This window comes from Pseudoalteromonas sp. BZK2, from assembly GCF_014349195.1.
Classification (GTDB): Bacteria; Pseudomonadota; Gammaproteobacteria; order Enterobacterales; family Alteromonadaceae; genus Pseudoalteromonas; species Pseudoalteromonas simplex.
This window is the reverse complement of the sequence record NZ_JACSOG010000019.1, coordinates 41,144-55,084: the sequence shown is the minus strand read 5'-3', so window position 1 is coordinate 55,084 and position 13,941 is coordinate 41,144. Positions and strand designations below refer to the sequence as shown.

The 13,941-nt window shown below is 41.0% G+C and carries 13 protein-coding genes; 10 read left to right on the top strand and 3 right to left on the bottom strand.

Going from position 1 to position 13,941, the window contains the following annotated elements; all coding sequences use genetic code 11:
- Positions 1-33: 33 nt before the first annotated feature.
- Positions 34-2,625 carry a TonB-dependent receptor plug domain-containing protein gene (locus BIZ38_RS12985; RefSeq protein WP_187490439.1) on the bottom strand — a complete coding sequence of 864 codons (2,592 nt, stop codon included), beginning with the start codon at positions 2,623-2,625 and terminating at the stop codon, positions 34-36.
- A 589-nt stretch (positions 2,626-3,214) separates the two neighbouring features.
- Entirely contained in the window at positions 3,215-3,613 is a 399-nt protein-coding gene (locus BIZ38_RS12980) for a hypothetical protein (protein ID WP_138600035.1), read from the bottom strand.
- Positions 3,614-3,979: 366 nt separating this feature from the next.
- On the opposite strand from BIZ38_RS12980, the gene ccoN reads away from it, so the two are divergent.
- The 10 genes from ccoN to uspE all read left to right on the top strand — a co-directional run bounded on the left by ccoN (position 3,980) and on the right by uspE (position 12,904).
- Entirely contained in the window at positions 3,980-5,413 is a 1,434-nt protein-coding gene (gene ccoN / locus BIZ38_RS12975) for a cytochrome-c oxidase, cbb3-type subunit I (RefSeq protein WP_036967883.1), read from the top strand.
- Positions 5,414-5,425: 12 nt separating this feature from the next.
- Positions 5,426-6,100: a cytochrome-c oxidase, cbb3-type subunit II gene (ccoO, locus tag BIZ38_RS12970; protein WP_054553056.1), complete on the top strand. Its 675-nt coding sequence runs from the start codon at positions 5,426-5,428 to the stop codon at positions 6,098-6,100.
- A gap of 5 nt (positions 6,101-6,105) precedes the next feature.
- Positions 6,106-6,291 (top strand): cbb3-type cytochrome oxidase subunit 3, encoded by a 186-nt coding sequence (locus tag BIZ38_RS12965; RefSeq protein ID WP_010373992.1) that lies wholly within the window; start codon positions 6,106-6,108, stop codon positions 6,289-6,291.
- Entirely contained in the window at positions 6,288-7,253 is a 966-nt protein-coding gene (gene ccoP / locus BIZ38_RS12960) for a cytochrome-c oxidase, cbb3-type subunit III (protein WP_054553055.1), read from the top strand. Before BIZ38_RS12965 ends, ccoP begins: the two co-directional genes overlap by 4 nt.
- Positions 7,254-7,402: 149 nt before the next feature.
- Positions 7,403-7,894, top strand: a complete 492-nt coding sequence (locus BIZ38_RS12955) for a FixH family protein (RefSeq protein ID WP_054553054.1) — start codon at positions 7,403-7,405, stop codon at positions 7,892-7,894.
- A 9-nt stretch (positions 7,895-7,903) separates the two neighbouring features.
- The gene (locus BIZ38_RS12950) at positions 7,904-10,279 is read left to right on the top strand and encodes a heavy metal translocating P-type ATPase (RefSeq protein ID WP_138618189.1); all 2,376 of its coding nucleotides are present in this window, start codon (positions 7,904-7,906) and stop codon (positions 10,277-10,279) included.
- Positions 10,276-10,443, top strand: coding sequence for a cbb3-type cytochrome oxidase assembly protein CcoS (ccoS, locus tag BIZ38_RS12945; RefSeq protein ID WP_054553052.1), 168 nt, complete (start codon positions 10,276-10,278; stop codon positions 10,441-10,443). Before BIZ38_RS12950 ends, ccoS begins: the two co-directional genes overlap by 4 nt.
- The gene (locus tag BIZ38_RS12940; protein WP_054553051.1) at positions 10,436-11,107 is read left to right on the top strand and encodes a sulfite exporter TauE/SafE family protein; all 672 of its coding nucleotides are present in this window, start codon (positions 10,436-10,438) and stop codon (positions 11,105-11,107) included. Before ccoS ends, BIZ38_RS12940 begins: the two co-directional genes overlap by 8 nt.
- Positions 11,108-11,143: 36 nt before the next feature.
- On the top strand, positions 11,144-11,878 hold the full coding sequence (locus tag BIZ38_RS12935) for an FNR family transcription factor (protein ID WP_054553050.1): 735 nt from the start codon (positions 11,144-11,146) through the stop codon (positions 11,876-11,878).
- 102 nt (positions 11,879-11,980) lie between these two features.
- Positions 11,981-12,904 carry a universal stress protein UspE gene (uspE, locus tag BIZ38_RS12930; RefSeq protein ID WP_187490438.1) on the top strand — a complete coding sequence of 308 codons (924 nt, stop codon included), beginning with the start codon at positions 11,981-11,983 and terminating at the stop codon, positions 12,902-12,904.
- 64 nt (positions 12,905-12,968) lie between these two features.
- On the opposite strand, the gene ttcA is transcribed toward uspE, so the two are convergent.
- On the bottom strand, positions 12,969-13,862 hold the full coding sequence (ttcA, locus tag BIZ38_RS12925) for a tRNA 2-thiocytidine(32) synthetase TtcA (protein WP_054553048.1): 894 nt from the start codon (positions 13,860-13,862) through the stop codon (positions 12,969-12,971).
- Positions 13,863-13,941 lie beyond the last annotated feature (79 nt).

Sequence of the window (13,941 nt, the reverse complement as noted above, 5' to 3'; positions counted from 1 at the left end):
AAAACGGGGCCTTAGTAATCATTTCAAACTAGATTAGAACTTGATGTTCATACCAGCGAAGAAACGACGACCTAGTACATCGTATGTGTACGGGTCAGTGTTTGAGTCATTGTTACCTGAGTAGTAAGGTGCTTGCTTATCGAATAAGTTGTTAACACCTGCAGAGAATGACACTGTGTCGTTCAGGATGTATGAACCACTGATGTCGTGGTATACAACAGTACCAACGCTTGGTACTAGACACTCGCTGTCGTCAGCAAGACATGCGTAGCTGTCTAGGCCGTCGATCATACGTGCTTGGTATTGTGCATCCCAGTTGTCGCCAGACGCGTTAAGAGTGAAGTTAGACTTAACTTTTGCGTAGCTACCGATACCTGAAGTTACAAGACCTGTGTAATCGATTGTGCTTGTGCCTGAATCAACGATGTACTCATCAAGGATAGTTACATCAAGACCTGTGCGCCAGTTAAGACCTGCAGCTTCAAATGCGTACTTGAAGTTTACGTCGTAACCTTTAGTAGATTCATTACCAATGTTTTGTAATTGGTTGTTGAAGCTAATACGGCCAGTGCTTTGGTTGAAGTTGATTGCAGAAGACTGACATAGTGCAGTATCTTGGTTCTTGTATGCGCCAGTAGAAGCATCAAGACAGTTTTCAACGATGTACTGGTTGTTTACGCTTGAAATTGAGTTTTCAATTTCGATTTCGTAGTAGTCAACAGTCATTGAGAAACCGTCGAACCATTCTGGAGCGTATACGAAACCAGCAGTTACTGTATCAGCAAGCTCTGGCGTTAATTGGTCGTTACCACCAACAGTTACTTCAGCTTGGTCTTGTGCACCAGGGAAGTTAACTTGTTCGAATGAAGGTGATTTACCTTGGTAAAGCTCAGAAACTGTAGGAGCACGGAATGCAGTTGAACGAACAGCACGTAGCATTAGTTCGTCGTTTACACGCCAAGTTAGACCTAGTTTCCAAGTCTCATCAGAACCAAATGTGCTGTAGTCAAATGCACGAACAGCAGCGCTTAAATCAACCATTTGTGCAAATGGTGCGTCAGCTAGAAGTGGAACAGCGAATTCTACGTAAGCTTCGTTTACGTCAAAACGACCACCAGTTGGTTCAACACGTGGGTCATTTGCAAGACCTTGTGAAGTTAGTGAATCTGGAACGTACCATGCTTTTTCTTCACGACGCTCGATACCTGCTGCGAAACCAACGTAACCTGCAGGAAGTTCCATTACTTCACCGTTAAGGCCAGCAGAAAGAACTAATAATTGGCTACCACCTGAGTTGTTTTCAGTGTAGTTGTACTGTGCAAGGTTGCTACCTGACCAATCTGCTTGGTTAAGTGGGTTGAAATTACCCTCTTCAATTGCATCTTGGATTGAACCCATGTTAAGTAGGTTAGTTGCGCGGTCAACTGAGTCGTTACGACCGAATACTACTGAAGTATCCCATCCCCAACCGTTGTCAAATGCACCATCAAGACCGATTACGGCACGAACAGTATCAACAACTTGCTCGTAACCTCGAGGGCCTACATCTGTCATACGACGACCGTAAGAGATGTCTTCACCGTCAGCTACACCGTGAGAAAGAAGTGAATCACCCATAGTTGCTGCATCGTACGTGAAGTCGAACCATACAGGCTGTGGAGCCATTTGTTGAGTTGACCAACGCTTAGAGTAAGTGAACTCAGAAACTAAACGCGTTTCATCAGTTACGTCAAAGTGGCCGATACCTGTAAGGTTTAAACGGCGCATTGGCGTGTAAAGGTAGCTTGTTGCTGAATAGTTATATGCATCTCCAGCAGCAGTGTAATCGTGCCATTCACCATCTGCTTGACCTTGAAGGTCTGCATTTTCAGCCCAAACGTGGCCGAAAGGTGTGTAAGAAGATCCACCACAGTAGAAGCTAGCGTTTTCGTAATCTTCTTCGATTGGACAATCAGAGAAGTCACGGTCTGCTTGAGAAGCGTCGCCACGGTCTGTGTATTGTAAACCAATTACAACGTTACCACGGTCAAAGCTTGAACCCATTGTGATATCGAAAGACGTTTCGTCTGCATCGCCTTCACCAGTGATAGCACCGTTAAGGTTCATGTCTAGACCTTCGAAGTCGTCTTTTAAGATAATGTTAACAACACCAGCTACCGCGTCAGTACCATATACAGCAGATGCGCCGTCTTTTAGTACTTCAACTTGCTTGATCATTGATACTGGGATTGTGTTTAAGTCAACAGTAGATGCTGCGCCAGTACCAGAGTTGATCATACGACGACCATTTACTAGTACTAAAGTACGTTGCGCGCCTAAACCACGTAGGTCAACACGTGCGTTACCGCCTGAACCATTGTTAACAGCAGGGTTAGTCATCGCACCACTTGCTGCAGTCATTTTTTGTAGAACGCCATCGATGCTTGATGCACCCATTGCTTTGATGTCATCTGCGCCGATTAAAGTTACAGGACTAGACGTCTCCATATCGGTACGCTTAATGCGAGAACCTGTAACTTGAATTTTTTCAATAGACTCTGCTGCATCATCAGCAGCTAAAACTTGCATGCTTGAGAACATTGGGATTGCTGAAACAACAGCTAAACCAAGAATTGATTTTTTCATGTGAAAACCCTACTTGTTGGAAATTTACCTTTAGTCAGGTAGCGCTCGTTATTATTAGAATCACGAGTCAGCGGAGGGCAACTTAGGCGCAGTTAACTGAACGAAAACTGAATGAGAGGCCAAATAAAAAACAACCCAAAAATGGCGTACCAACTTTAGGTAATAAGGTTTCACGATGTATCAATGTTAATAGAAAAAAACACTTATACTTCAGGAAAATAACATTATTAAGTAGCAAAAAAAACACGATTGAAATCAATTGCACGCACTTTGTAATCAAGTGTAATCAGAGCCCAATTAATGCTACAAATGAAATTTTTACAAGTTGATCACACAACGTTATAAAAACCGTAAAAGCTTGGTAAGACTGCTAACCATAGTTATTCACTTAAATTAACTAAATAGACAAAGTTAGTCTGTTAAACAGTGTATTAGAGGATGATTTTTTGTTTTTGTTCCGTCAGTTTGTAATACCGTATAAAAATACGACTAATAAAGAACATCAAGTAAAAAAAGGTGAAGCAGAAATTGCGCTAATCACAGCTTTTAGATAATTAAAAACTGCGATCAACAATAATGAAGGAAGATGTTATCGAGTTTGCAGTGAATCGAAATAATAAAGCAAGGTTTGAGGTTGATTATCGCCAGAAGTATAAGTGAGCATCATTTTCCAAGTCATAACAGGTTCAGAGCATGCGCCAACCATAGTATCAGCAACCCAAACTTGCCCTGTCTGTTTAAACTGCAGTGGAATAAAACCCATATACATGGTGACACCTTCAAGTTTTGCTGAAAGGTTTTTAGCCTCCTTTGGTAACTTTAGGTTAATCGTAAACGGTGTTTCTGGACTGATATCTGGGTTACTTAGCCAAACTTCTACATTATTAGGGTAATTGCAATGACTATTGTTCTGACAACTTGTACTTGTGCTGCCCTTATCTATACTTTGGCTATCACATGCAGCTAAAAAAAGACTAAAAAGGAACACGGGAAATAAGCTTATTCGCACTCTATTTGCCTGTATAAAATAAAGTCAGATACTAATTACAATGCCCAAAAAAGACAACAGGCACCTAATAATAAGTCAATAAAAATACAATCTCTGACAAAAAATAACCAACAAATCGCTAAAATTTGATTGATGTCATAATTTTATGCAATTGACCTATCTTTTTAAGGTCAAAAATTTTATCATTTCCATCGCAAAAATAAGGGTTTCTCGAGTTTGTTTTCTGAAGCTAGCACCGCTAAGTTGGCTTTAGGTAACACGCTTGTGAAGTAATAGTAGGCCCCACTTTGAATAAAAGTGGGTAATTCATTTCTAAAACGCATTTATTGCAGCGGAAGCCAGAAAATGAGCCAAACAGTAGCATCACAAACTGAGTACAATTATAAAGTTGTACGCCAATTCGCTATTATGACAGTGATTTGGGGCATCGTTGGCATGAGTGTTGGGGTTCTGATTGCTGCCCAATTAGCTTGGCCAGCACTTAACTTTGATACACCATGGTTAACTTACTCTCGACTACGTCCGTTACACACGAACGCAGTAATTTTCGCATTTGGTACAAGTGCACTTTTTGCGACGTCTTATTACGTCGTACAACGTACATGTCAAACGCGCCTTTTCTCAGATAAATTAGCAGCCTTCACCTTCTGGGGTTGGCAACTTGTTATCGTACTAGCAGCGATTACCTTACCATTAGGTATCACAAGCTCAAAAGAATACGCAGAACTTGAATGGCCAATCGATATTCTTATCGCCGTTGTTTGGGTAACTTACGCAGTTGTATTCTTTGGTACGTTAATCAAGCGTAAAGTATCGCACATCTATGTTGCGAACTGGTTCTACGCTGGTTTCATCATTACTGTTGCCGTTTTACACATTGTAAACAGCATGGCAATTCCAGTTTCACTAACTAAATCATACTCTATCTACGCAGGTGCTGTAGATGCAATGGTTCAGTGGTGGTACGGTCACAACGCTGTTGGTTTCTTATTAACTGCTGGTTTCTTAGGTATGATGTACTATTTCGTACCAAAACAAGCAGGCCGCCCTGTTTATTCTTACCGTTTATCGGTTGTTCACTTCTGGGCTCTTGTTTCTTTATACATCTGGGCAGGTCCTCACCACCTACATTACACTGCGCTTCCAGACTGGACGCAAAGCTTAGGTATGGTTATGTCAGTTATCCTATTCGTTCCATCTTGGGGTGGTATGATCAACGGTATCATGACGTTATCAGGTGCATGGCATAAACTACGTACTGACCCAGTACTTCGTTTCTTAGTTGTTTCTCTATCTTTCTACGGTATGTCTACGTTCGAAGGCCCAATGATGGCTATTAAGTCAGTTAATGCGCTTTCTCACTACACTGACTGGACTGTAGGTCACGTACACTCAGGTGCACTAGGTTGGGTAGCAATGATCTCTATCGGTGCTATCTATCACCTAATCCCTGCACTATTCTCACAAGGCCGTATGTACAGTGTTAAACTAGTTAACACGCACTTCTGGTTACACACTGTGGGTGTTGTTCTATACATCGTAGCAATGTGGATCTCTGGTGTAATGCAAGGTCTAATGTGGCGTGCAGTAAACTCAGACGGTACGTTAATGTACAGCTTTGTACAGTCATTAGAAGCTTCGTATCCGTTCTATATCATGCGTTTCCTAGGCGGTGTATTCATCGTAACAGGTATGCTAATTATGGCTTACAACGTTTATCGTACTATTGCAGCGAAGAAAGATTCGCTTCAACTAGACGCTGACGCACAATTGGCATAATGGAGTAGCACGATGAGCAATAATAATTCACAAAACAAACACGAAATAGTCGAAAAGAACGTTGGCCTAATGGCTATCTTGACTGTCTTTGCAATCAGCTTTGGTGCATTAGTTGAGATTACTCCACTCATGTTCCAAGACGATACGACTAAACCTGTTGATGGCTTACGCCCTCTTACAGCGTTAGAAATGGAAGGCCGTGATATCTACGTGCGTGAAGGTTGTTACAACTGTCACTCACAAATGATTCGTCCTTTCCGTGACGAGGTTGAGCGTTACGGTCACTACTCTGTAGCTGGTGAGTCAGTATGGGATCACCCATTCCAATGGGGTTCTAAGCGTACTGGTCCTGACTTAGCGCGTGTTGGTGAGCGTTACTCAGACGATTGGCACCATGCTCACTTAATGGATCCACGTGCTGTGGTTCCTGAGTCAAACATGCCAGCGTTTCCTTGGTTAGACGAAAACAGAGTCGATACGACCCATACACTTAAAAAGCTTCAAATATTCCGTGATAGCTTCGGAATTGATAAAGCGAGCGACCGTTACGACGGTAAAGGTTACGGAAGTGACGAAGAGCTACAAGCTGACATTGCGAAAATCGAAGCCATGAACGGTGGTCAAGGTGCAACTGAAATGCAAGCTCTAATCGCTTACTTACAACAGCTTGGCACACACTTGAAGTAATTATTATGGATTACGGAACATACAGAGGCATTTTGACTCTGGTAATTTTAGTACTGTTTATTGTGATTGTTGTATGGGCATACAGCAAGCGTAGCAAACGCCGTTTTGACGATGCTGCTAATGCCATATTTGAAGATGAAAAAAAACACAACAACACAATCTCTAATGAGGAAAAGGAGTCTGAGAAATGACTAGCTTTTGGAGTATATGGGTTATTGTATTAACCCTAGCGTGTCTTGCTATCATCTTCGGCCTACTTCTGTGGAACTTAAAAAACTACGCAGGTGTGAAAGAAGGCGAAAGCTGTGGTCACGAATTTGACGGCATTGAAGAACTTAACAACCCACTACCAAAATGGTGGACTTATATGTTCTTCGCGACATTTATTTGGTCTGTATACTACCTTGCTGCTTACCCAGGTTTAGGTAACTGGGAAGGTTTAGGTAAATGGACAAGTTCTAACCAAGGTATTACCTCTTTAGCTGAGTCTAAAGAAGCGACTGAACAAGCATTAGCTAACGGTGAGAACGTTCAATTAGACCAAGAATTTATCGCTGCTGATGAGCGTTTTGGCCCAATCTTTGAGTCATTCGCAAAACAAGATATCGAAACACTAGTTAAAGACGAAAAAGCGCTTGAGATTGGTCAACGTTTATTCTCTCAAAACTGTGCACAATGTCATGGTTCAGATGCACGTGGTGGTCAAGGCTTCCCTAACCTAACAGATAACGATTGGTTATACGGCGGTTCACCAGACAAGATCAAAGAAACACTTCTTTACGGTCGTGTTGCTGCGATGCCACCTTGGGGTGATGCGCTTGGCGAGCAAGGCATTAAAGAAATGACTGCTCACGTACTTAGCCTTTCTGGCCGTACTGTTAACCAAAAAGACGCTGCTGCAGGTGCTGCTAAGTTTGCAATGTGTGCTGCGTGTCACGGTGCTGACGGTAAAGGTTCAGTTGCACACAATTTACCATTTGGTGCACCTAACCTAACAGATAACATCTGGTTATACGGTGGTTCTAAACGTGCTGTTGAAGAAACACTAATCAATGGCCGCGCCGGTGTAATGCCAGCATGGAAAGACATTTTAGGTGAAGATAAAGTTCACTTATTAACAGCGTACGTTTACAGCTTATCGCAAGATAAATAACCACGCGGTTAATAAAATGTATAAACAATTAATCTTTTAATTCAATAGATTAATTAAGATCAAAAAAGCCTCCATCTGGAGGCTTTTTTTTAGTCTTTTGCTTTTAAATCCGATAAAATGCGTACAACGTTTTTAAAGGTATAAGTACTATGAAACCCACTCCTTGGTATAAAAACTTTTGGCCATGGTTTTTAATCTCTTTTCCTCTTGCAGCTATCATCGGCTGTGCTGGTCTTATTTATATGGCAATTGGCAACGGCCCAGATATGGTTGTTGACGATTATTATAAAAAAGGCAAGGCAATTAACCTTGAACTCAGCAAATTTAATAAAGCAAAAGCACTTTACTTACATGGCGATTTAAATGTTGCAGACGACAAAGTAACATTCACTTTCACCAAGGGTGATGCAAGCAATGTTCACTCTTTAAAAATGTCTTTTTATCATCGCACCATTAAAGCCAATGACTTTGATGTAAGCTTAATGAAAAACGCCCATGGCGATTTTACTGCCCTACTCGACACCCATGTTGACGGTGCATACACAGTGTTTATTGAACCAATCGATAACAGTTGGAAACTTAAAGAAGATGTCATTTTACCAACTGATAAAACGATTTCGATTAGCCCTGAATATAAGTAGTAAACTCTAATGTCCGATAATTGCTTTCATTGTCTTGAAAGTGTGCCAAAAGGCTTTAATGCGACTGTCGAAATAGACGGTAAGGCACAACCTATGTGTTGTATTGGTTGCCAAACGGTTGCTGAGAATATCGTCGCCCAAGGCATGACCGATTATTATAAATTTAGAACTGTTCGCTCTGGTAAAGTTGAACAGCTTGTTCCAGAGCAACTCGAGTTGATTAAAAGTTACGATAACGAAGATATTCAAGACGAGTTTATTTCAGCCACTAATGATTTATCAGAAGTACTATTAACGGTTGAAGGCATCACCTGTGCTGCCTGTGCTTGGTTAATCGAAAAACAACTACTTAACTTAAAAGCAATCAAACGTGTTGATGTAAATACTTCGACCAACCGTGCCATGATCCAATGGGATAAATCGGTTACACCGCTTAGCCAAATTATCACCTCATTACATGAAATCGGCTATAAAGCCTACCCGTTTCAGGCAGACCTTGAAGCGAGCCAAAAACAACAAGCCGCAAAAGCTTATATCCGCCGTTTAGGGGTTGCCGGTCTGATGACCATGCAAGTAATGATGTTTGCTTTCGCTATGTATTTTGGCATGTTCTCTGGCATGGAAGAGAACTTCGAGCAATATTTTCGCTGGATAAGCTTAGTACTTGCATCTCCAGTAATTCTTTACAGTGCCCTGCCATTCTTAACCAATGCTATTAATGGTTTAAAAGCCAAACAGCTTAATATGGATTTACCCGTCTCATTAGCGATTTTTGGTGCTTATGGGGCAAGCTGTTATGCCACATTAATGTCGGTTGGCGAAGTTTATTTCGAATCTATCTGTATGTTTACCTTTTTATTATTATTAGGTAAATATTTAGAATTTAGAGCCCGTTTAAAGGCCAGCGAATTTACCGCTAACTTGCAAAAGTTACTGCCGCTCACAGCTCGTATTATTGATGATAATAATCAAGAATCGATTATTGCAGCTAAAAAACTAAAACTGGGTGATGTTGTGTTGATCAAAGCAGGTGAAACCATTCCTGCTGATGGTATTGTTACAAAAGGTCAAACAACCGTTGATGAAGCCATGATGACTGGCGAGCATCAACCCGTTAATAAGTTTGTCAGCCATCAAGTTTACGCAGGAACGATTAACCATGATGGTGTGATCAGTATTGAGATCAACAAAATCGGTCAAAATACCCTGCTTAATCAAATTATTAAGTTACAACACACAGCGTTAACCAAGCGCCCGCGATTAGTTGAGATAACAGATAAAGTAGCGCAGTGGTTTGTTGCCTGTTTATTAGTGTTTGCCTCAATAACAGCAATTGGTTGGTATCAAATAGACCCCGAGCATGCCTTTTGGGTTACTATTTCTGTACTTGTTGCAACCTGCCCTTGTGCGCTTAGCTTAGCAATTCCAACCGCTCTCACGTGCGCTGTAGCCAGCCTGACAAAACGTGGAATTTTAATTAAACAAGCCCATGTGTTAGAAACGCTACCACAATTAACAGATATCGCTTTTGATAAAACAGGTACTTTAACGCAAGGTCGCTTTACCATTGAACGCGTTGAACTAGTTAACACCCAATACAGTGAAGCTGATGCATTACGCTTAGCAGCGCAACTTGAAAGTTTCTCTGAGCACCCTATTGCTAATGCATTCGCTGGTTTCAACGACACAGTGAACCCTATTGAAAATGTGACTATCGAACCGGGTAAAGGCATTACCGCTTTACTCAATGATCAGCACCTTGCGATAGGTAAAAGCGGTTGGTTTGATACCGAAAAAGCAGATGCGCAAGCAACCTTATATATCGATAAACAAGTCATTGCTCGCTTTTACTTAGCCGACAGCCTACGTAATAACGCAGAAAAATTGATTACTACACTTCATTCGCAACAAATTAAGTGCCATATGTTAACGGGCGATGCCTCTAACAGTGGTGAGCGAATTGCAAAACAGCTAAATTTAGATACCGTGCATGCTGCATGTAGCCCTCGTGATAAACAAACCCATGTCGAAGCACTTGCCAGTAAAGGTGCCATTGTTGCTATGGTGGGTGATGGCGTGAATGACAGCCCAGTATTTGCCAGTGCCCATTTATCTATTGCAATGGAAACAGGCGCTGATATTTCCAAAAATAGTGCCGATGTGGTATTACTCAATAGTGATCTAACGGCTATAGAACATTTGCTTACTGTCTCGAAAAAGACGCGCCGTATTGTTAAGCAAAACTTGGCATTATCACTTATTTACAATGGTTCGATCTTACCATTGGCAGCCCTTGGGCTCGTAGCTCCTTGGATGGCCGTCATCGGTATGTCTGCAAGCTCCATTTTGGTTATTACCAACTCATTAAGGTTATTAAAACTATGAGTATCATCTATATGCTTATCCCAATTGCCATTTTATTTGTGCTAATTGCAATCGGGGTATTCTTTTGGGCTGTAAAAAGCGAGCAGTTTTCTGATTTAAATAAACAGGGTCACAGTATTCTGTTCGAAGACGATAAAGAGCAGCATAACAAAAGTAATGATTGATCCGCTGTTTATTAGTGCATTTATAATGGGCTTGTTAGGCAGTGGTCACTGCCTAGCTATGTGTGGCGGCATTGCCAGTAGTTTACAACTTGCTGCCAACAAAAATCGAGCAGTAAGCTTTTCGGTTGCATACAACCTAGGCCGAGCACTCAGTTATATGCTGGCCGGTGCACTCGTAGCTGGAATTAGTAGTCGCTTCGCGGCGCAAAATACCAGTATATCGGTAGCTTTGTCTTTTTTGAGTGGTATTTTTATGCTACTAGTTGGGGTTTACATAATGCGCTTAGCGGCAACCCTACAGTGGCTAGAAAAACTAGGCAAGGCGCTCATATGGCAGCATTTAGCTAAACTCAATCGTTTTTTATTACCGGTCGATACAACCCCTAAAGCCTTGCTTTATGGCGCTTTGTGGGGTTGGTTACCCTGTGGCCTAGTTTATTCTGCGTTAACCTGGGCACTCACAAGCCCATCAGCTCTTCACGGTGCAGGCGTAATGTTATTTTTTGCTTTGGGAACTTTTCCAGCAATGATCAGTGTTGGTCTTGTTAGTCAAAAAATAAATACTCTTTTTAACCATGTTTGGATAAGGGTTATTCTAGGCAGCGTAATAATATGGTACGGTATATACTTATTAATTATAGCAACCGATAAGTTAGTTCATTAACCTAAAGTTGTTAACCTATTTGAATGGATTTGATGTATGGACTTCTCACAAAACAAGTCAAAAGGCTTATGCACAATTAGCTGTAATAATTGCAGTATCAGCCAGCTATGTTTGCCATTTTCATTAAACGGTCAAGAAATGGATCGTCTCGATGAAATCATCGAACGTAAAAAGCCTCTACACAAAGGTGATTATTTATTTGAGTCTGGCGAAAGCTTAAATGCTATTTATGCGGTACGCTCTGGCTCGTTTAAGTCTTATACTTTGTCTGAACAAGGTGATGAACAAATTACTGGCTTTCACTTGGCTGGTGATTTAGTCGGTTTCGATGCAATCAACAAAATGGCTCATCAAAGCTTTTCGCAAGCCCTTGAAACTTCAATGGTATGTGAAATTCCATTCGATACTCTAGACGAATTAGCAGGTAAATTACCTAAGCTACGCCAACAAATTATGCGTTTAATGAGTAATGAGATTAACTACGACCAAGAAATGTTATTGTTACTCAATAAAAAGTCAGCTGAAGAGCGTCTAGCAAGTTTTATTTATAATCTTGCAGAGCGTTTTGGTGAACGTGGTTTCTCACGTAAAGAATTCCGTTTAACCATGACACGTGGTGAAATCGGTAATTATTTAGGCCTTACTGTTGAAACAATTAGCCGCCTTTTAAGCCGCTTCCAAAAAGCGGGCTTTATTAAAGTTGAAGGCAAATTTATCACCATTTTGGACCAGCAAGCGCTTGCAGCAACAGCAGCGATTAAATGTAAATAGAGTTTGATTTAACGCAACTTTATATTGTTTGCCCCTTTAACTGTTCTAAATTTAGGTTACACTCAAAGTACTACTTTTTGCGGAACAGTTAAGGAGCAGCACATGGACGCAATTAAACGAATTTTAGCAGTTATAGACCCAACCAAAGAGCAGCAACATAGTTTAAGCCGCTCAATTGATCTAGCCAAAAAATCTGGCGCGACCATCACCGCTTTCCTCAGTATCTACGACTTCTCTTATGAAATGACCACAATGCTTTCTGCTGATGAGCGTGAAGCAATGCGCGAAGCCGTAATAAAAGACCGCCAAGAATGGTTAAACGAGCAGATTGCCCTTTATCCTGATCTTACTATTGATAGCTGTGTGGTTTGGCATAACCGTCCGTACGAAGCTATTATCAATACCGTGATCAATGATGGCTTTGATCTTGTTGTTAAAGGCACCCATCAACACGATACACTTAAATCGGTTATCTTCACTCCTACTGACTGGCATCTTATTCGTAAGTGCCCTGCACCAGTTTTACTTGTTAAAGAGAAAGAGTGGCCAGCAAAAGGCAATATTTTAGCTGCTGTAAACGCAGTGAGTGAGAATGAACAACACCTTGAACTTAACAAGCGTATTATTAATGACGCTCGCTTCATTTGTGACTTGGCCAACGCCACCCTTAACTTAGTAAATGCCTACCCAGCAACGCCGGTTAATATCGCGATTGAAATTCCTGAGTTTAACCCAGGTGTTTACAACGAATCAGTTAAAAAACATCACTTTGAATCAACGCTTTCATTAGCTGAAGGCTTTGATATTGATAAAGCTCATTGCCACATTGAAGAGGGTTTACCTGAAGATGTTATTCCTGATGTGGCTGCACGCCTCAACAGCGAATTAGTAGTGATAGGTACAGTTGGACGTACTGGCTTAAGTGCAGCGCTTGTCGGTAACACAGCAGAGCATGTTATTGATAGCCTTGACTGCGATGTTTTAGCACTAAAACCAGACGGCTATGTGAGCCCACTTGCTAAATAACCTTTTAAATATGCATTAAAAAAGCCCCTGTTTGGGGCTTTTTTATATATACAGTTTAAGAGTTTTATATATTTGTTACATCAATAAATAATGATTCATCAATGTTTGTTGATGAGACCACCGCCTCGCTAAAGTCATAGCTTTCACGATTGCCTTCTCTATCAAGTGGTAAATTTTCAAAATCAAATAAGTTTCTGTCTGCAAGCTGGCTTGGGCTAACATTTTGTAAAGACTTAAAGATACTCTCAACACGACCTGGAGTTTTTTTATCCCACTCTGTCAGCATCGCTTTGATTGATTGACGCTGCAGGTTTTCTTGTGAGCCACATAAATTACAAGGAATGATCGGGAAGTCTTTGTGCTCGGCGTATTTAATTAAATCTTTTTCACGGCAATATGACAACGGACGAATGACCACGTTACGTTCATCATCAGAGCGCAATTTTGGTGGCATCGCTTTTAGTCGTGAACCATGGAACATATTTAAGAACATTGTCTCAACGATATCATCCATGTGATGACCAAGTGCTAGTTTGGTTGCACCAATTTTTTCTGCAAATGAATAAAGTGTGCCGCGACGAAGTCGTGAACACAGACCACAGGTTGTTTTGCCCTCTGGTACTTTTTCTTTTACTACTGAGTAAGTATCTTTATCAACGATGTAATACGGAATATTTAGCGTCTCAAAGTAATCAGGCAAAATGTGCTCAGGAAAACCAGGCTGCTTCTGATCAAGGTTTACCGCAATAACTTCAAATTTAATCGGCGCTGCTTTTTGTAAATTAAGCAAAATATCTAGCATTGCAAAAGAATCTTTACCACCACTGATACATGCCATAACAACATCACCGTCTTCGATCATGTTATAATCAGTAATCGCGGTACCAACATGCCTTCTTAGACGCTTTTGAAGTTTATTAAATTCAAGAGTTTCTTTTCTAGTATCAGTTTGATTCATTTGCTCTGCTCATACAGGCTTTAGTAAGCCATGTTTCATAGTAAAAAGTTCGGCGTGGATTATACGGACTTTTTGAGCG